This is a genomic window from Stenotrophomonas sp. 278 (assembly GCF_003935715.1).
GTDB classification, from domain to species: domain Bacteria; phylum Pseudomonadota; class Gammaproteobacteria; order Xanthomonadales; family Xanthomonadaceae; genus Stenotrophomonas; species Stenotrophomonas maltophilia_AH.
The window spans coordinates 39507-59256 of sequence record NZ_RHPP01000009.1; the positions used below are offsets into that span (position 1 = coordinate 39507).

A 19750-nucleotide genomic window follows, 5' to 3' on the forward strand; every position below is an offset into this window, starting at 1 on the left:
GAGGTGGCGTCCGGTGGGGTCATGCCCTACCGGACGTTGCGTTGTTATCGGCGGTCGACTGTCGTGCGACTCTACCGGTTGGAATTTACCGGTTGGGTTTCATTGGTTGGGGTTCACCGGTTGGGATTCAGGTGCCGGCGTCGACCAAGGCATGGTCGAGGAGCCGGTAGTTGTGGTGCACGATGCCCTCGGGAAGCGGGTCGTGGGTGATCATGATCAGGCTGCGCTCACCCAACGCGGCCACCATGTCCTGCAGCAAGGCCTGAGCCGTATCGACATCCAGTCCTTCCGTCGGCTCATCCAATAGCAGTATCGGCGCATTGCGCAGCAGCGCCCGCGCCAAGGCCAACCGTCGGGCCTGCCCGGCGGACATGGTTGCGCCGTTCTCGCCGACCCAGGCGCTCAAGCCGCCAATGCCTTCGGCCCACGCCTGCAGGCGCACATCGGCCAGCACGCGCCACAGGCGCTCATCACTTGCAGTGACATCTCCCAGGCGCAGGTTATCCGCTACGGTGCCCGCGAAAACGGGCGCGTTCTGCGGCAGCCATGCGATCTTCCTGTGCCATTCGGATTGCGCGACCGTGCGAACATCCACATCGCCATAGCGCACGCTGCCGGATTCAGGGTCCCACAATCGAAGCATCAAGGCGGAAAGCGTGGTCTTGCCGCTGCCGCTGTCCCCGCGCAGCGCAATACGCTCACCCGGGGACACGCGCAGGTTCACGTTTTGCAGCAACGCCCTGCCCTGCCCCGGCCAGCGGAAGCAGACGTCGCGCAGTTCCAGGACGGCCGCGCCGCTTGGCAGCGCTACCGGCACGGCAGCGTCAACCACGCTGCTGTCCTGATCTACGATGCTTTCCAACCGCCCTGCGGCCACGCGGCCGCTCAACCACGACTGCCACGCCAGCCCGATGCCGGCCCACAGTTCAATCAGCGCCACAGTGAGAAACACCAGCGCCGCCGCGTAGGCGGCATCCACCGTGCCGTGTTCGAATGCACGCAGCGCCAGCCAGATCATCGCCACCAGCCCCACCGAGGCGCAGAGCCCATGCAGCGCGTTGCCCGCCACCAACCTCCAACGGCGGCGACGGTCGCGCGAGCGCAGCTGCTTGGCTGCCACGTTGACCCGCTGCTGCCAGTGGTCGCGGGCGTGCAGCGCGGTCAGGTCGGCTGCGCCTTCCAGCCCTTCAAACGCCTGTGTGCGCAGCTGTGCACGGTGCAGCGCGCGGTCGCGCTCATGCGCGCCGGCACCGCGTACAGTGAACCACGGCACGCCCAGCCCGATCACCAGTGCCAGCACCGCCAGCAGCAAGGCCGCCGGTGGGTAGATCAAGGCCGCCGAGCCAACCGCAGCCAGCGACACCCCACCCAGTGCGATCAACGGCCCGATGGCGCGCACCAGCAGGCCGTCCACCTCATTGATGTCGCTCAACAGCCGCGCCAGGAGTTCACCGGTGCGAACGCCAGCCAACTTGGCCGGAGCCAGCGGCAGCGCGCGACGGAAGAACCACACGCGCAGGTCGCGGGCAATGCGCAGGGTGACGTCGTGACCGACCAGCTTCTCGAAATAGCGCGACACAATCCGCGCCATGGTCAGTCCGCGAATGCCGGCCGAGGGCGAGAAGAAATTGAAACCACTGCCCAACCCTGCGGCACCGGCCAGCGCGGCGGCGGTGAGGAAACCACCAGACAGCCCCAGCAACGCGGTGCCGGCCAGCATGGTGGTCCACAGCAGCAACACGGTCAGCAGCAGGCGGCCACGGTGGCGGGCGAACACCTGTTTCAAGCCATCGGTGCGTGCGGCGCTCATGCCTGCGCCCCCCACTTCGGGGCGGCCAGTGTCGTCAGTTCCAGGCGCGTATCCGCCCAACGCATTGCCACCTCGCTGTGCGTGGCGATGACCACGCTGCGGTCGCGCGCGAAGGCGGCCAAGGTCTGCAACAACGCCATCTCGGTATCCGGATCGAGGAAGGCGGTCGGTTCGTCCAGCAGCAGCAACTGCGGGTCACGCAGCAGCAACCGCGCCAATCCGATGCGCCGCGCTTCACCTCCGGACAGGCCAAAGCCGCGCTCACCGATGACGGTATCCAGTCCCTGCGGCAACGCATGCGCGAAACGCATCACCTGCGCAGCTTCGGCCACGGCAAGCAGACGCGCATCCGTGGCACCGGGATCAGCCAGGCGCAGATTGTCGGCAATGCTGCCGTGGAAAAGATAAGGCCGCTGCCCGGCGTAGCCGACTTCCAGCCCCGGCCGCAGCACGATGCTGCCACCTTCCGGTGGCAACCACCCGGCCAACGCCTCAAGCAGCGTGCTCTTGCCGCTGCCGCTGGGGCCAACCAGTGCCAACCGCTGGCCGGCCTCGATCTGGAACGAGAGCCGTTCAATCACGTTGTGCGGTGCGCCCAGCGGACGCAGCACCACGTCGCGCACCACCACCGGTGGCGCATGCTGCACGGCCAGTTCCGGTGCACGCGGCACAGCCGCCGTACCGTTGGCCGCTGGCGCATCCGGCAGTTCGCCCAGCAACCTTTCCACTTCCGCCGCAGCCGCCAAGGCATTGGCGCGGTCGTGGTAATGCGCGGCCAGCCGCCGCAACGGCGCATAGAACTCCGGGGCCAGCAGCAGGCAGAACATCCCCGCGCCCAGCGTGGGCACCGTGGCATGCAACGACATCAGGCCGAGATAACTCAGGCCCAGGTAAAGCGCCACCATCGCCACGCTGACTGACGCAAAGAATTCCAATACGGTGGAAGAAAGGAAAGCAATGCGCAGCACCTTCATGGTGCGCTCGCGCACACCTTCGGCCGCGGCCGCAACGCCTTCCAGCTCAGCCTCCCCCCGCCCGTAAAGGCGCAGCAGCCCCAGCCCTTTGATACGGTCGGCAAAGTGCCCGCTCATGCGGGCCAGTTCACCCAGCTGGGCGCGGCCGGCGGCTTCCGCCCCCCAGCCCACCAGCATCATGAAGAACGGCACCAGCGGTGCGGTACATATAAGAATGACCGCAACCACCCAGTCCACCCAGGCCACGGCGGCAGCGATCAGCAGCGGCACCACCACCACTTCAATCCGCACCGGCTGGTAGCCGGAGTAGTAGTTTTCCACGGCATCTGCGTGGGCCAGCATCAGCTCGCCCAATTCGCCGGTTCGCTGCTGGCGCAGCCACAACGGGCCCCGCCCCAGCAGCCGGGTGTACACCCGCTCGCGCAGCGTCAGCCGGGCGGCGTCAGCCACATCACCCGCCGCCGCCTGGGTGGCGCTGCCCAGCAGCGCGCGTACCGCCAGCACGGCCAGCAGGCCCAGCAGCACCGGGCCCACCTCCGCCAGCGGACGGTGTTCCACCAGTACCGCCTGGATCAGCCAGGCAATGGCGGCCGCCTGGCCGATCAGCAGCGCCCCGGACGTACAGATGCACAGAGCGGCCGCCCGCTGCCGGCCCCGAACTGTGACGGCAAGCCCATTCAGCCATGCCAGACGCTGGCGGCGCAGGGTGGAAGTCTCGATGGGGGGCGCGTCGGGAGATATGCTCAAAATGGATCACTGGCGGCCATCGGGGCGATGCCAGACATTGTAATAGGGTCTGGCGCAAGCTCCCGGTGCGGCACGCGGTCGCAGGGGGATGTGTACCTTCGCGCTCGCTGAATGCCGCTTCATTGATCTGAATCAAGGCTCGTAGAAGTTGCCGGTCACAGAATTCATCACGTAGACCCCTTCCCGCCACCCCAAAACGGCAAAACCCCCCAACGAGGTAGCCAGGCCATGATTGATTCGACAGTCGTAGAGCTGTCGCGGCTGCAATTTGCTTTGACCGCGATGTACCACTTCCTTTTTGTTCCCCTCACGCTTGGCCTGTCCTTCATGGTGGCCATCATGGAAAGCGTGTACGTCATGACCCGCAAGCAGGTCTGGCGTCAGATGACCCTGTTCTGGGGCACGCTGTTCGGCATCAACTTCGCCATCGGTGTCGCCACCGGCCTGGTGATGGAATTCCAGTTCGGCATGAACTGGTCGTACTACAGCCACTACGTGGGTGACATCTTCGGTGCTCCGCTGGCCATTGAAGGCCTGATGGCGTTCTTCCTGGAAGCCACCCTGATCGGCCTGTTCTTCTTCGGCTGGAAGCGGCTGAGCCCGGTCAAGCACCTGGCGGTGACCTGGTTCATGGCGCTGGGCACCAACCTTTCCGCGGTGTGGATCCTGATCGCCAACGGCTGGATGCAGAACCCGACCGGTGCGGTGTTCAACCCGGAAACCATGCGCATGGAAGTGGTGGACTTCGCTGCCGTGCTGTTCAATCCGGTGGCCCAGGCCAAGTTCGTGCACACGGTGAGTGCCGGCTACGTGACCGGTGCGATCTTCGTGATGGGCATCAGCGCGTTCTACCTGCTGCGCAACAAGCACAAGGACATGGCCCGCCGTTCGTTCGCGGTGGCCGCCGCCTTCGGCCTGCTGAGCTCGCTTTCGGTGGTGGTGCTGGGTGACGAAAGCGGTTATGCCGCCAGCGAACACCAGAAGATGAAGCTGGCCGCGATTGAAGCAATGTGGGAAACCGAGCGCGCCCCGGCCGACTTCACCGCCTTCGGCATTCCGAACCAGACCACCCAGAGCAACGACTTCGCAATCAAGATCCCGTATGTGATGGGCCTGATCGCCACGCGTTCGTTGAACCAGCCGATTCCCGGCATCCTGGAACTGGTGGAACGCGCCGAACACCGCATCAAGGGGGGGCAGCTGGCCTACGGGGCGCTGGAGCGCATCCGCAAGGACAAGAACGACCTTGAAGCGCGCGAGATGTTCGACCGCCACTGGCAGGACCTGGGCCATGGCCTGCTGCTGAAGCGCTACCGCGACGACATCCTCAACGCCACCCCGGAAGAGATTTCCAAGGCGGCGATGGACACCGTGCCGCGCGTGGCTCCGCTGTTCTGGACCTTCCGCATCATGGCGGCGCTGGGCTTCTACCTGATCGCCTTCTTCGCCCTGGCCTTCTACTACTCGTGCCGCAACACCTTCCACGAGAAGCGCTGGTTCCTGAAGCTCGCAGTGTGGAGCATGCCGGCCCCGTGGATTGCGATCGAATGCGGCTGGTTCGTGGCCGAGTATGGCCGTCAGCCGTGGGCGGTGGACGGCGTGCTGCCGACCTTCTACGCCGCTTCGGGCCTGGCGCTGCACGAAATCCTGACCACCCTGGCGGTGTTCACGGTCACCTATACGATTCTGCTGGTGATTGAAGTGAAGCTGATGCTGAAGGCGATCCGTACCGGACCGGCCGACATCCTTCCTTCGCTGCAGCCCGACCGCAAGCCGCTTACCCCCATTGCCGCCGCACCGGCTCCCGGTCAGGCATAAGGCAGGAGACACACCATGGAAATTCTTGGACTTGATTACACCACGCTGCGCGTGATCTGGTGGCTGCTGCTGGGCATCCTGCTGGTCGGCTGGGCGGTGATGGACGGCTTCGACCTGGGCGTGGGCACCCTGCTTCCGTTCGTGGCGAAAACCGATGATGAGCGCCGGCTGGTGATCAACACCGTCGGCCCGGTATGGGAAGGCAACCAGGTCTGGCTGGTGCTGGGCGGTGGCGCGATCTTCGCCGCCTGGCCGCCGCTGTACGCGGTGAGTTTCTCGGGCTTCTACCTGGCGATCTTCGCCATGCTGTTCGGCTTGATCCTGCGTCCGGTGGGCTTCAAGTACCGCAGCAAGATGCCGAGCCAGCGCTGGCGCAACAACTGGGACTGGGTGCTGTTCGTGGGCGGTCTGCTGCCGGCACTGATTTCCAGCGTGGCGGTGGGCAACGTGCTGCTGGGCGTGCCGTATCACTTCGATGACAGCATGCGCATTTTCTACACCGGCACGTTCTTCGGCCTGCTGACCCCGTTCGCGCTGATTGCCGGCCTGGTCGGTGTGTCGATGATGGTGTCGCACGGTGCCGCCATGCTGGTTCTGAAGACCGACGGCCCGGTGGCCGAGCGTTCGGCCCGCTACGGCAGCATCGCCGCGATCCTCAGCTTCGTGCTGTTCGCTGCGGCCGGTGTGTGGGTGGCCTTCGGCCTGCCGGGTTACCAGATCACCTCGCAGGTGGTGACCGATGGTCCGACCAACCCGCTGCTGAAGACGGCGGAGATCGGCGCGGCCGCAGGCGGCTGGATGCGCAACTACAGCAGCATGCCGTGGACCTGGATCTTCCCGGTGCTGGGCCTGGGCGGTGCGCTGGCCAGCGCGGTGCTGCTGCGCAAGCGTCGTGGCATGGCGGCCTTCCTGGCCTCGGGCACCTCGATTGCCGGGATCATCCTGACCGTAGGTTTTGCGATCTTCCCGTTCCTGCTGCCCTCCAGCAGCCAACCGAGCGGCAGCCTGACGGTGTGGGACAGCTCGTCCAGCCACCTGACGCTGTTCATCATGCTGGTGGCGACGATCATCTTCCTGCCGATCATCATTGCCTACACCAGCTGGGTCTATCGGGTGATGAAGGGCAAGACCACGGCCGAAGACATGGCCGACAACCCGAACGCATATTAATGTAGAGCCGGGCTTGCCCGGCTAAAGGAGAACGATCATGTGGTATTTCGCCTGGATTCTCGGCACCGGCCTGGCCTCGGCCGCGGCCATCCTCAACGGCATGTGGTACGAAGCCCGCGAGCAGGGCACCGCCGATTGACCCACCCCGTAGAGCCGGGCTCTGCCCGGCTCCGCACAATCGAACCACCCACGTAGTGCCGGGCCATGCCCGGCAACCGTGAAATAAAACTTGCCGATAACACCTTCACACCGTATCCTTGTCGGCTCCTTCGGGGTGTAGCTCAGTCTGGTAGAGCGCTACGTTCGGGACGTAGAGGTCGCAGGTTCGAATCCTGTCTCCCCGACCATCCAATGGTCACATTCAAGCCTGGAAGACGAAAGTCCTCCGGGCTTTTTTGTACCCAACTGCCGTCGCCGGTGCCCTTCGGGCCGTAGCACGCCCGGTAGCGTCGGTCGCAAGACGACGCCCCTGAAACAATCACCATTCGGTAACGCATGACCCGGATCGAAGCGGGCCATGGATTCCACGCGCGCCGAACCCGCCATTGCACCGGCCCAAGCAATCTACGAACCACCCTCGGACCAATAAATCCCCCTCGCTTCTCACCTGCCCTACTCTGGGCTGCAGCCACTGCGAGGCCGCTTGCCAGACAGTTGCCCCTGCGCCTATTCTCAACCTGCGGGGGAAATGCGAACGCGGACCAGCCGCCGGAGACCCAACATCCGGCCTCGGCACTGCGTTGCAGTTTCCAGAGGTAATCCTCATGAAATGCGCTAAACGCGTCCCTTACTGTCGCAGCATTATCAATCGGCACAGCCCCCTGATCCTTGCTGCCCTCTGCGTGCTCACCGGGTGCGGTACTTTGCCCACTCCATCGACATCAGAGTCTGATGGAAAAAACAGACCACTCAGCAATTCGCAGACACTTGAGATAACAGGAGGTGAATCTTTACTGGCGTACCATTATTGGCCACTGCAACTGCTTTCCTGTGACGATTTCAATCAAATAGGCCGAAGCACGTGGATAAGCACTGAGGGGTTTCACTTCCATTGCGTCCACGCCAAACTTGCGGGAATCCCCGCAAGATCCCAATTCATTCGCTACCTTGTGCCTGATAAGTGGGGACAGGAGATGAAGTTGGTAGTAGCACCCGCCGAATCGGCACTGACCCGGATCAAGGTTTACGAGAGCCGCTATTACGACGCAGGAGCCTCCTATCTTTACTTGAACGAAACCAAGCTGATTATCCGGCCGGACGACAGCTGGTTGGCGCATGGGAGCTGCCTACAAAAAGTTCTGGCGGGCTGGAGAGAGGGGCGGGTCCTTTGCGCTGACGTGATCTTTACCGACGAGCCTCAACAAACTGCCGGCTCAGTCATTCTCTCGCACTGGAAAACCAACTTGCCGTGCACGTTTGCGGTACCCAAGAGCACGGTGGCGCGCAGGCAATATCATTCCCTGGACGTGAAGGAAGGAGATGAAGACCACGACAACCCATGGGGACCGTGCTCCGCTAACACCACGCACTCCCTTCAACTGGAAAATGCTCCTTCCGCAGTCCGAATACTGCTTACCGACGACCCCGGATGTGACAAAGATATGGAAGGAAACGAATTCTGGATCGAACTGCGGACGACCGCCAAGAGCGTGACCTTCAACGCTATTCCGTTGGATGAGCTCATGACTTACCAGCCGGGCTCCATTGTTCGGCCCGGGCTGCAGCTGGTGGGCTCCTACCTGATGCATGGCAAGTCTGCGCAACGGAATCTTGGGTGCGCCAAGGTTACGACTTCTGCCGCTCCGCCCGCGCCTTGAGTAGCGCTTGATCTCTGAAGCCTGGAGGGCGATGCTCCTTCGGGCTTTTTTTGGAGTGAAGCAGCCGGGCGAGCCCGGCTCTACGGGGCACAGGTACAATTGCGCCATGACTACTCCCCCACCCCACAGCGCGTCCCTGCTGCACGGACGCGTGCTGGCGTTTGCCGCCATTCTGCTGGCTGCCGTAAACCTGCGTACGGCCGTCACTTCTGTCACCCCGCTGCTGGACCTGCTCGGCCGCACCTTCGGCTTTGGCACAACCATGACCGGTGTGCTGGGCATGCTGCCCACGGCCTCGTTCGCGCTGTTCGGCATGGCTACGCCGATGCTGGCCCGCCGCTTCGGGCTGGAGCGCACCGCCCTGCTCGCCATGGGTCTGGCCGCCGCCGGCTTGGTGCTGCGCTCCTGCTCGGTCGGCATCACCAGTCTGCTGTTCGGCTCCATCGTTGCGCTGGCTGGCATGGGCATTGGCAACGTGGTGGTGCCGCCGCTGGTGAAGCGCTACTTCGCCAACCGCGTCGGCACCGTCAGCACGCTGTACATCACCGTGCTGCAGCTGGGCACCATGCTGCCCGCCCTGCTGGCCGTGCCGCTTGCCGAACAGGCGGGCTGGCGGGTGTCGCTGGGCATCTGGGCGCTGCTGGCCATTGCCGCCGCCCTACCCTGGTTGATGCTGGCCCGCCGCCGGCCGCACCCGGATCCGCTGGAGCCGGCCGTTGATGCCGGTGCACAGCCACATGGCAAGGTCTGGCGCACGCCGTTGGGCTGGGGCATGTCGCTGATGTTCGGCATGACCTCATTGATGACCTATTCGATGTTTACCTGGCTGCCGCGCATCGTGGTGGAAGCCGGGGCCACGCCGGGGTTTGGCGGGCTGATGGTGGCGGTGTTCGCTGCGCTGGGATTGCTGCCTTCGCTGACCATGCCGGCGCTGGCGGTGCGGTTGCGCAATCCCTTCCCGCTGGTGCTGATCGGGGTGGGCGCGTTTGTGATCGCGTTTGCGGGGCTGTTGTTCGCGCCGATGAAGGCACCCTGGTTGTGGGTGGCGCTGCTGGGGGGGGGGCCCTCTACCTTCCCGTTGGCGTTGACGCTTATTAACCTGAGAACGCGTACGCCGGCCGGCTCGGCGGCGCTGTCGGGGTTCATGCAGGGGGTGGGCTACAGTTTCAGCTGCCTTGGGCCGCTGTTGTTTGGGTGGCTGCATGATGTGAGTGGTGGGTGGGTGTTGCCGTTCGGGTTCCTTGGGGTTTGTCTGTGTGTGTTGCTGGGTGCGTCTTGGGTGGCGTGCAAGCCGCAGAAGTTGGAAGACCATTGGTGAGGGTGTATCGACCAACGGTCGATACCTACCGGTGGCGCGTGTACACACACCGTAGGCATCACCTGACGTAGCGTGTCCAAAACTGACCTGAGTGGCAGGTCAGTGACCCGGACCCGTGGGAGCGGTCCGGTCTGGCTGAACTGCTTCAGGGTGTATCGACCCCCGGAACAGCGCCGTGGCGGCGGCCGGAAGGTCTTGGTAATCAACAGCTTGACCAGTTTTCTGCGTCCGTTGGCCGGATTGCGGACTACCTTCCGTGTGTTAACGATTTGTGCGCATATGAGAAATCGGGCACGATTGGCATGTGATGTGCGTCACACTTTTCGCACACCGACATTTTTGAAAGGACGCTCTGGGGGCTCCATGTACAACCACCGGCCGCTGACGCTTGCCGTCAGCCTGGCATGCGCCACGCTTTGCCTTTCCGCCCCGGTTTCGGCCGCGACCCGCGCCGAACACCTGGCCGAAATCAGCCAGTACCGCGACCAGGCCCATTGGCTGGATGCGCTGGCGGCGATCGAACGCGCCCAGGCTGACATTCCGAACGACGACCTGCTGTACCGCCTGCAGGTGCTGACCCTTTCGGATATCGGCAACGCGCACCGTGCCTGGCAGCTGTACCAGCAGCGCCCGGAGCTGTTTGACGACGCGCAGAAGCAGCGATTTGAAGCCAACTACCTGGCCAAGCGGGTGGGCTGGAGCCTGGCGTACGCGACCAGCGAAGACACCCGCCTGGACGAAGCCGAAGCAGCGCTGGCGCAGATGGACGCCATGCTGCAGCGTGACGGCCTGACCGCCGCGACCGCGCCGCTGCGTGTGCGCTACGATCGCCTGATCCTGCTCAACCGCCTCAGCCGCCATGCCCAGGTGCGCGACGAGTACCGCGCCCTGCTCGCTGAAGGCCACCTGGTTCCGGACTACGTGAAAGCAGCGGTCGGCGATTCGCTGATGGCCACCCAGCATCCGGCCGAAGCCATTCCCGTCCTGGAAGCGGCGTTGAAAGCCGACCCAGGCCAGAGCGAGGTGCATTCGGAACTGGCTTACGCCTACCTGGAAGACGAGCAGCCCTACGAGGCGATCAACCTGCTGAAGAAGTGGAGCGCGGCCGAACCGGCCTGGCGCTGGGCCAATGGCGCGCGTGCGCCCTACGCCAACTGGCCGCGCTACGAGGCCGACCTCAACCTGGCGATGGTGCGTGCCTACACCGGCGACCTGCCGACCGCCCAGCGCGATCTGGAAGCGATGGTGGAAATGGCCCCGGGTAACGGCGGCACGCAGTCCTCGCTGGGCAACGTGTACATGATGCGCGGCTGGCCGCGACGCGGGCTGGAACGCTACGGCATGGCGACCACGCTGGACCCGCGCGACGTGTCCGCGCGCATCGGCCAGATTGATGCCTATGTGGAACTGCAGCGCGACGACCTCGCCCGGCCGATCCACGATTCGCTGCTGGAGGCTTATCCGAACCAGCCCTCGGTGCAGCGCATGGACCGCGCCTGGCGCGCACACCGTGGCTGGCAGCTGCATGCCTACGCCGAAGGTGGCCGCAGCGAAGGTGGCGGTGGCGCGTCGCCATTGGGCAACAACGACGGCCGCTATGGCGTGGAAGTGCAGTCGCCGATTCTGGACGACCGCTGGCGGCTGGTGGCCTTCGCCGACCGCCGCAGCGTGGACTTCCAGGACCAGACCATCAACCCGCTGCGACTGGGTGCCGGTACGCGCTACCGCTTCGGCCAGCTGGATGCGGAAGCCTTCGTCAACCGCGCCAACGACGATGTGGGCGATACCGGCCTGAGCGGCGGCATTGGCTGGCAGTTCAACGACCGCTGGCATGCCGGCATCACCGCCGCGCGCAATGACGCCGACGCCTCGATGCAGGCGCGCGTATCCGGCATCACCGCCAACAGCGTGGCGGTGGCGGTGGACTACCACCGCAGCGAGCGTACCCAGTGGAGCATTGGCGGCAGCCAGTACCGCTACGACGACGGCAACCGCCGCGACACGGTCACCACCAGCATCCAGCAGCGCCTGCTGACCCGCCCCACCGTGCTGCTGGACGGCCTGGGCAGCGTGTACGCCAGCCGCGGCAGCCTGGATGACGTGCCCTACTTCAATCCTTCTGAAGATCGCTCGGTGGAGATCGGGCTGCGCGTGGACCAGCAGCTGTGGCGGCATTACGAGCGCCACTTCCGCCATCGCCTGACCGTTTCGGTGGGCAACTACTGGCAGCAGGGCTATGGCAGCGCGCTGATTCCCTCGGCCGAGTACCGGCACGAATGGCAGCTGGCCGACGGCCGCATTTTCGAATATGGCGTGAGCTGGTCGCGACCGGTCTACGACGGACAACGTGAACGACACATCGGCTTCGACGCCGGTCTGCGCTGGGGGCAATGAGATGCGACACATGGACTTGAAGCGCTTCATCACCATTGCCCTGCTGGGCCTGCTGGCAGTGCTGGGCAATGCACAGGCGCAACCGGTGCCGGCACAGCTGCCCGCCCGCGTTCTGGATTCGGCCGACAACGGCCTGCTGGTGCTCAGCTACCACGACGTGCGCGACGACGTGGCGGTGAAGGGCGACCCGGACGCGTATGCGGTGAGCACGCAGAACTTCGCCGCGCACCTGGACTGGCTGGCCGCGCATGGCTACCACCCGGTGTCGCTATCGCAGCTGATCGCCGCTTCGCAGGGCGGTGCGCCGCTGCCGCCGAAGCCGGTGCTGCTGACCTTCGATGACGGCCTGCGCAGTGTCTACACCAAGGTGTTCCCGCTGCTGCGCGCCTACAACTACCCGGCGCTGGTGGCGGTGATCACCGACTACGTGGACATGGCCCCGGGCCGCACCATCGACTATGGCTACCGCCCGTTCGGCCATGACGACTTCCTGACCTGGGCACAGGTGCGCGAGATGCAGCGCAGCGGGCTGGTGGAGCTGGCCAGCCACACCGACAACCAGCACCACGGCGTGCAGTCCAACCCGCAGGGCAACCAGACCCCGGCGGTGATCACCCGTACGTACTTCCCGGCTACCGGCCAGTACGAGACCGCGCAGCAGTACGAGAACCGTCTGCGCACCGACCTGGCGCTGAGCGTGAAGCGCATCCGCGACAACGTCGGGGTCAGCCCGAAGGCGATCGTGTGGCCGTATGCGGCCTACAACGCGCTGAGCAACAAGATTGCCGAAGACCTGGGCATGCCGGTGTCGTTCGACCTGGAAGGCCGCAGCACGCCGGTGACCCGCGACCTGCACGGCCTGGCGCGCCTGCTGGTCACCGGCAACCCGACCGTGACCAACATGGCCTATGAACTGCGCCGTGACGTCGAACGTGACGGCGTGCGTGCACTGCAGATCGACCTGGATGCGGTGTACGACGCCGACCCGGTGCAGCAGGGCAAGAACCTGGACGCGCTGATCGAGCGCGTGAAAACGGTGGGCCCGACCCATGTGTTCCTGCAGGCCTTCGCCGACCCGGACGGCAATGGCTCGGCAGATGCGCTGTACTACCCCAACCGACACCTGCCGATGCGTGCGGACCTGTTCAACCGCGTGGCGTGGCAGCTCAAGACCCGCGCCGGGGTGAAGGTCTATGCGTGGCTGCCGGTGCTGGGCTTCGAACTGAAGGATCCGGCGATCCGCAAGGCGCTGGCGATCGAGAGCCCGGAAAGCGACGGCATCTTCCGTCTGGACTTCACCAACCCGAAGGTGCGTCACATCATTGACGACATCTACGAAGACCTGGCGATCAACTCGTACTTCGAGGGGCTGCTGTTCCACGACGATGCCTATCTGCGCGATACCGAGCTGAGCAACCTGCCGCAGGAAGGCACCGACGGCGCACGCACCCAGGCGTTGATCGACTTCACCCTGGAACTGCGCAATGCCGCGCAGCGCTGGCGGCCGAAGCTGGCCACGGTGCGCAACCTGTACGCGCAACCGGTGCTGCAGCCGCAGAGCGCCAGCTGGTTCGCGCAGCGCCTGGACCTGTTCAACAAGGCGTATGACCACACCGCGCTGATGGCAATGCCGTGGATGGAAGGCAGCCGCAATCCCGAGAAGTGGCTGGACCGGCTGGTGGTGGCGGTGCGCGAACACGACCCGCAGCTGAGCCAGACCATGTTCGAGCTGCAGACCGTGGACTGGCGTACCCAGAAAGCCATTCCGGGCGAGCGCCTGCGCGCGCAGATCCGCCGGCTGCAGGCGCAGGGCGTGCGCCATTTCGCCTGGTACCCGGATGATTTCATCGCCGGCAAACCGTCGACCAAGGACGCGCGTGCGGCGATGTCGACGCGCAACTTCCCGTATCCGGAGAAGTGAGGCCCCGCCATGCACCCCTTCGTCTATCTCCTGTTCCAGTTCGCCTTCTTCTATCCGATGGTGATGGCGTTCTTCTGGATGTCCGGCGGGCTCTATTACTTCTTCCGCCGCGAGCGCAAGGCGCGTGACCGCGACAACCCGCCGCCGATGGACCACTACCCGTTCGCGTCGATCCTGATTCCCTGCCACAACGAATCGGACAACCTGGAAGACACACTCGGCGCGGCGCTGGCGCAGAAGTACCCGGACTTCGAGGTGATCGCCATCAACGATGGCAGCCGCGACGACACCGGTGCACGCCTGGACGTGCTGGCCGCCAAGCACCCGCGCCTGCGCGTGGTGCACCTGGACCGCAACCTGGGCAAGGCCAATGCGCTGCGCATGGGCGCGCTGGCGGCGCGCTCGGAGTACCTGGTGTGCATCGATGGCGATGCGATGCTGGAGGAATACGCCACCCACTGGATGGTCTGGCACCTGACGTCCGGACCGCGCGTGGGCGCGGTGACCGGCAACCCGCGCATCCGCAACCGCTCCACCCTGCTGGGCCGCCTGCAGGTGGCCGAGTTCTCCTCGATCATCGGCATGATCAAGCGCGCGCAGCGCGTGTACGGTCGCATCTTCACCATTTCCGGGGTGATTGCCGGCTTCCGCCGCACCGCCCTGCACCGCATCGGCTACTGGGCCGACGACATGGTGACCGAGGACATCGACATCAGCTGGCGCCTGCAGCTGGACCACTGGGACATCCGCTACGAACCCAACGCGCTGTGCTTCATTCTGATGCCGGAAACCCTGAAGGGTCTGTGGCGGCAGCGCCTGCGCTGGGCCCAGGGCGGCGTGGAAGTGCTGCTGCGGCATGGCCGTTCGTTGTTCAGCTGGCGCAAGCGGCGCATGTGGGGCGTGCTGCTGGAGTACATCCTGAGCGTGTTCTGGGCTTACACCATGCTGGCGATCGTGGTGTTGTGGGCACTGGGCAAGTTCATGCCGCTGCCCAACGAGCTGTACATCGCCACGCTGCTGCCCCAGTGGCATGGCGTGATCCTGGCGCTGGTGTGCCTGCTGCAGTTTGCCAGCAGCCTGATCATCGACCGCCGTTACGAAACACATATTGGACGCAACTACTTCTGGGTGATCTGGTACCCGATGGCGTACTGGCTCATCAGTCTGTTCACGACCCTGGTGGCCCTGCCCAAGACGCTGTTCAAGCGCCGTGGCAAGCGGGCTGTGTGGGTCAGTCCTGACCGGGGTATCAAATGAACACCACGCCCAAATCCAGCCGCCGTTTCGACTCGCGCCTGATCCGCAAGTCGCGCAACCAACCGCGCCTGCAGCGCACCGCCTGGGGCTTCGTGACCCTGGCGTTCTGGGGCTTCTACTTCTACCTGTGGGCTCCGCTGGTGACCGCGATTTCGTGGCTGCTGGGCGGGCACCTGGCGTGGCTGCAGCTGTATGAGTACAAGCAGAGCATCGACCCGTTCCTGGTGATCGCGTTGCCGATCATGCTGGTGTGCTCGGCGGTGCTGCTGATCGCCTGGGCCGAGTACAACCGCTTCCGCTTTGCCGGCAAGGAACGACGCAACCCGCGCCAGGACGTGACCCGCGAGGAGATGGCCCGCGAGCTGGGTGCGAGCCCGGCGCTGGCCGCCGAGCTGCTGTCCGGCAAGGCCTTCACCCTGCACATGGACGACCACGCCCGCCCGGTGGGCTTGAGCCATCAGGGTCTGGACGGGGCCGAACCGGTCGCGCGGTTGGCGTAACCCGGCCCGGCATTCCGTTCGGACGCGCATGGCGCGTCCCTACGCGGCCCCGAACCCCGCGTAGTGACGCGCCATGCGCGTCAATCGGGTGGCCGACCGGCTGAATGGCCGCTTTTCCCCACAACAGGCGTATGCTGCTGATGGGGAGACACCCGCCCGCACATCCATGTGAGGGCACGTTCATGTCATTCGTCGAAAACCTGATCGATCAGGTCGCCCGGGCCACCGGCCTTGGCGACAACAGCCGCAAATTCGTCGGCGTTCTCGCCAGCTACATCTTCAGCCGGCCAGACGGCTTCAAAGGGTTCCAGAAACTGTTCCAGAAGGCCGGGCTCGGAGGCATCTTCGAATCCTGGCTCAGCGGCAGCCCCGCCATGCGTGACATCAATGCCGGGCAGATCCAGAACGCGCTGGGCGTGCGTGACGTCAACGCAATCGCGGAAAAAGCCGGCGTTCCAGGCAGTTTCATCGGCACAGCGCTGGCCGGTGCCCTGCCCCTGATTGTCCGGTCGGTCACCGCCGGCGGCACCATTCCCAATGGCCTTCCCAGTGGTCTGGCCGGCCTGGCGGGCAAGCTCGACTGGGGCGACAGCAAGGTCACTCACCTGCGCGGCAACCGGAAGCGCGGCAGCTTCTGGCGCTGGCTGCTGCCGGTGCTGGCGCTGCTGGCCCTGGCGTACTGCGGCTGGCAGATGCGCGGCAAGTCACCGCCGCTGGGAACACCTGCCGCCGCCACCGCCCCGGTCGCCATGACCGATGGCACCGCGCAGTCGGTCGGCGCGCCCACGTTTGCCTTCCAGCACAGTGGCGGCAAGGTGGACGTGAGCGGGACCCTGGCCACCGCCGCGGAAAAGTTCCAGCTGCTGGACGCGCTGAAGTCCACCTTTGGCAGCGACAAGGTCACTGCGCGGTTGGACGTCGACGCCAGCGTCAAACCGGCGTCGTGGCTTGACCGGCTGAAAGCCATGCTGCCCGGTCTGAAAGCAGAGGGCCTGAAGTTCGCCTTCAATGGCGATGCGGTGAAGCTGGACACCACCGCCCTGCCCGAAGCCGAACGCGTGGCCGTCAGCGCGATGTTCCGGGATCAGTTGCCGAAGGTGAAGGTGGAAGGTCTGTTTGATCGTGGCGTGGAAGCGATCAAGGGTCTGAAAGCCGGCTACAGCGCCAGCGAGCTGACCGAAGCGCTGAACCTCACCACGGTGCGCTTCGACACCGGCTCGGCCAACCTGACCCGCAGCAGCCAGGACATCATCCGCCAGGCCGCGGATGCGATCGAAGGCGCACCCGCCGGTACCCGCGTGGAGGTCGGTGGGCATACCGACAGCCAGGGCGACGCCGCCCGCAACCAGCTGCTGAGTGAGCAGCGTGCCCGGGCGGTCGCGGATGCCTTGATTGCCTCCGGCGTACCCGCGGAGCGGCTGGCGGCACGCGGGTTCGGGTCGAACCGGCCGGTGGGTGACAACAGCACGGAGGCCGGGCGCGCAGCGAACCGGCGTATTGGCTATGAAGTGATGCGGTAATCGGAAACCCCGGTAGCGCCGGCCGTTGGCCGGCCCACGGATCGCCTGGGCCGGCCAACGCTACGTCCGCCGTCCTGGCGTCCGCCCTTCGGGCCGTCGCTAAGCGACGTTGAGAACGGCTCCTGCCGTTCTCTTCGGCGCTACCGGGCCAGGCACACCTCAGACCGGGTGTCGTGTCTGCCCTTCACCACGCACCACAAAGCGCTCCACGGTCAGCGCCTCCAGCCCCATCGGCCCGTAGGCATGCAGCCGCGTGGTCGAGATCCCGATCTCCGCGCCCAGCCCTAGCTCGCCGCCGTCGGAAAAACGCGACGAGGCATTCACCATCACCACCGCCGAGCGCAGCGCCTGCACGAAGCGTTCGGCCGCCGCTGCATCCTCGGTGACGATTACCTCGGTGTGATCCGAGCTGTACTGCTGGATATGCGCCAGCGACTGTTCCAGATCATCGACCACCCGCACCGCCAGGATCAGGTCCAGATATTCGGCCGCATAGTCGTCTTCGGTCGCTTCGGAAGCTTCTGGCAGCCACTGCCGCGCGCGGGCGTCGGCGCGCAGCTGCACGCCTCGCTCGGCCAGTGCCTTGCCTGCCAAGGGCAGAAACGCCGCGGCCACTTCCGCATGCACCAGCAGCGTTTCCAGCGAATTGCACGCGGCCGGGCGGCTGCACTTGCCGTCCACCAGCAGGTCCACCGCACGCTGCAACTGCGCGGCGCGGTCCACGTACAGATGGCACACGCCTTTGTAGTGTTTGATCACCGGCACGCGCGCATGTTCGGCAACGAAGCGGATCAGCCCTTCGCCACCGCGCGGAATGGCCAGGTCGATCACATCGTTGAGCTGCAGCAGTTCCAGCATGGTTTCGCGACGCAGGTCTTCGACCAGGGTCAGCGCCGCATCCGGAACGCCGGCGTCGCGCAGGGCGCGCTTGAGTGCGGCGGCAATGGCGGTGTTGGAGTGGATCGCTTCGGAGCCGCCGCGCAGGATCACGCCGTTGCCGGCCTTGATGCACAGTGCGGCGGCATCGGCGGTGACGTTGGGGCGGGCTTCGTAGATCATCGCGATGACGCCGAGGGGCACGCGGACTTTCTGCACGCGGATGCCGTTGGGGCGAACGTCGTCGCGGGTGACCGCACCGACCGGGTCCGGCAACGCAGCCACTTCGCGCAGGGCGGCGCTGATGCCGGCCAGGCGCGTGGGATTCAGGGCAAGGCGGTCGAGCATGGCGCTGCCGGTGCCTTTGGCCTCGGCGGCGGCGAGGTCGCGCGCATTGGCGGCGAGGATGGCGTTGCTGTCGGCGTCGAGGGCGTCGGCCATGCGGTTGAGCAAGGCGGTTTTGGAGGCGGAGGAGAGTTGGGCGAGGTGTTGTGCGGCGGCGCGGCAGGCCAGGGCCTGGGTGCGGATGTCATCAGGCATCAGAGAATCCTCGTAGAGCCACGCCCTGCGTGGCTGCAAGGTGGGTCGAAGCCACGCAGGGCGTGGCTCTACGTACAGGTTTCGTCAGGCATGGCGTTTGACGCGCATGGCGCGTCACTACGCCGCCAGATGCCCGTAGTGACACGCCATGCGTGTCATCGCGGCGCCGGAACCGGGCACTCACACCAGCACCATATCGTCACGGTGAATCACATTGCCCCCATAGTTGTACCCGAGCACGCCTTCAATCTCGCGCGAATGCCGCCCGGCCACGCGCCGGATGTCACTGGCCGAATACTGGCTCACACCCCGCGCAAGCACCACGTCGCCCGCCTCACCACGCAACCGTACCTGCACCATGTCGCCGCGCCGGAACTCGCCCTCAGCGGTGGTCACCCCACCCGGCAACAACGAAGCGCCCTTCTCACGCAACGCCCGCGCCGCACCTTCATCCACCACGATCGCTCCGACTTCCAGCGGCGCATGCCGCAGCCAGTACTTGCGTGCCGCCTCGCGGCTCTGCCCGGCATGGATGCGGGTGCCGAACAACCGCCCCTGCGCCAGCGCGCGTACCACGTCCGCATCGCGGCCGTTGAACAGACAAGTATCAATACCCACCCTGCCCGCCTTGGCGGCAGCTTCAAGCTTGGTGTGCATGCCACCAGTGCCCGCGCCACTCCCGGCTCCACCGGCCATCGCCAGCACCGTGGTGGTCAACTCAGGCACATCGTGAATCGGAACAGCGGCCGGATCGCGCCGCGGATCAGCGCTGTACAGGCCGTCGATGTCGGTGGCGATGAACAGCACGTCGGCATCGATCAACGCGGCCACCGTGGCGGCCAGATTGTCGTTGTCGCCCAGTTTCAGTTCGTCCACCGAAACGGTGTCGTTCTCGTTCACCACCGGCAGCGTACCCAGCCGCAGCAGTTCGTTGAGCGTGGCGCGCGCGTTGAGATAGCGCCGGCGGTTGCGCAGGTCATCGTGGGTCAGCAGCACCTGCGCCACCGGGCGCTCGAAGAAGCGCTGCCACAGCCCTATCAGCTGCGCCTGGCCCAAGGCCGCCAGCGCCTGCCGCGCGGCCATGGCCG

At 65.4% G+C, this 19750-nt stretch carries 14 protein-coding genes and 1 tRNA gene; 11 read left to right on the plus strand and 4 right to left on the minus strand.

Annotated features, from left to right (window positions below; all coding sequences use genetic code 11):
- Positions 1-127 precede the first annotated feature (127 nt).
- Both cydC and cydD read right to left on the minus strand, forming a co-directional pair.
- A complete protein-coding gene (gene cydC / locus EGJ34_RS03070) occupies positions 128-1810 on the minus strand; it encodes a thiol reductant ABC exporter subunit CydC (RefSeq protein WP_125359000.1) in 1683 nt (560 codons plus the stop codon).
- Positions 1807-3531 carry a thiol reductant ABC exporter subunit CydD gene (cydD, locus tag EGJ34_RS03075; RefSeq protein ID WP_125359002.1) on the minus strand — a complete coding sequence of 575 codons (1725 nt, stop codon included), beginning with the start codon at positions 3529-3531 and terminating at the stop codon, positions 1807-1809. Before cydD ends, cydC begins: the two co-directional genes overlap by 4 nt.
- Before the next feature lie 228 nt (positions 3532-3759).
- On the opposite strand from cydD, the gene EGJ34_RS03080 reads away from it, so the two are divergent.
- The 11 genes from EGJ34_RS03080 (at position 3760) to EGJ34_RS03130 (ending at position 17246) form a co-directional block, all read left to right on the plus strand.
- The gene (locus EGJ34_RS03080; RefSeq protein WP_125359004.1) at positions 3760-5349 is read left to right on the plus strand and encodes a cytochrome ubiquinol oxidase subunit I; all 1590 of its coding nucleotides are present in this window, start codon (positions 3760-3762) and stop codon (positions 5347-5349) included.
- Between the two features lie 15 nt (positions 5350-5364).
- Positions 5365-6519 carry a cytochrome d ubiquinol oxidase subunit II gene (gene cydB, locus EGJ34_RS03085; RefSeq protein ID WP_125359006.1) on the plus strand — a complete coding sequence of 385 codons (1155 nt, stop codon included), beginning with the start codon at positions 5365-5367 and terminating at the stop codon, positions 6517-6519.
- 37 nt (positions 6520-6556) lie between these two features.
- Positions 6557-6658, plus strand: a complete 102-nt coding sequence (gene cydX / locus EGJ34_RS03090) for a cytochrome bd-I oxidase subunit CydX (RefSeq protein WP_125359008.1) — start codon at positions 6557-6559, stop codon at positions 6656-6658.
- A gap of 131 nt (positions 6659-6789) precedes the next feature.
- Positions 6790-6866 (plus strand) — tRNA-Pro (locus EGJ34_RS03095).
- A 786-nt stretch (positions 6867-7652) separates the two neighbouring features.
- Entirely contained in the window at positions 7653-8336 is a 684-nt protein-coding gene (locus EGJ34_RS03100) for a hypothetical protein (RefSeq protein ID WP_125359010.1), read from the plus strand.
- 106 nt (positions 8337-8442) lie between these two features.
- Entirely contained in the window at positions 8443-9654 is a 1212-nt protein-coding gene (locus EGJ34_RS03105) for an MFS transporter (RefSeq protein ID WP_125359012.1), read from the plus strand.
- 363 nt (positions 9655-10017) lie between these two features.
- Complete coding sequence (gene pgaA / locus EGJ34_RS03110) at positions 10018-12048, plus strand: poly-beta-1,6 N-acetyl-D-glucosamine export porin PgaA (RefSeq protein ID WP_125359014.1); 2031 nt, start codon at positions 10018-10020, stop codon at positions 12046-12048.
- A gap of 10 nt (positions 12049-12058) precedes the next feature.
- The gene (gene pgaB / locus EGJ34_RS03115) at positions 12059-13969 is read left to right on the plus strand and encodes a poly-beta-1,6-N-acetyl-D-glucosamine N-deacetylase PgaB (RefSeq protein WP_125359016.1); all 1911 of its coding nucleotides are present in this window, start codon (positions 12059-12061) and stop codon (positions 13967-13969) included.
- A 9-nt stretch (positions 13970-13978) separates the two neighbouring features.
- Entirely contained in the window at positions 13979-15226 is a 1248-nt protein-coding gene (gene pgaC / locus EGJ34_RS03120; RefSeq protein ID WP_125359018.1) for a poly-beta-1,6-N-acetyl-D-glucosamine synthase, read from the plus strand.
- Positions 15223-15726 carry a poly-beta-1,6-N-acetyl-D-glucosamine biosynthesis protein PgaD gene (pgaD, locus tag EGJ34_RS03125; protein ID WP_125359020.1) on the plus strand — a complete coding sequence of 168 codons (504 nt, stop codon included), beginning with the start codon at positions 15223-15225 and terminating at the stop codon, positions 15724-15726. The genes pgaC and pgaD overlap by 4 nt, the downstream gene beginning before the upstream one ends.
- A 182-nt stretch (positions 15727-15908) precedes the next feature.
- Entirely contained in the window at positions 15909-17246 is a 1338-nt protein-coding gene (locus EGJ34_RS03130) for an OmpA family protein (RefSeq protein ID WP_185750046.1), read from the plus strand.
- 159 nt (positions 17247-17405) lie between these two features.
- Here the strand turns inward: EGJ34_RS03130 and EGJ34_RS03135 are convergent, their stop codons facing one another.
- Together EGJ34_RS03135 and proB are read right to left on the minus strand one after the other, a co-directional pair.
- On the minus strand, positions 17406-18662 hold the full coding sequence (locus EGJ34_RS03135; protein WP_125359024.1) for a glutamate-5-semialdehyde dehydrogenase: 1257 nt from the start codon (positions 18660-18662) through the stop codon (positions 17406-17408).
- Between the two features lie 180 nt (positions 18663-18842).
- Positions 18843-19750: glutamate 5-kinase (proB, locus tag EGJ34_RS03140; RefSeq protein ID WP_125359026.1), on the minus strand; the 908-nt coding region annotated here is incomplete at its 5' end.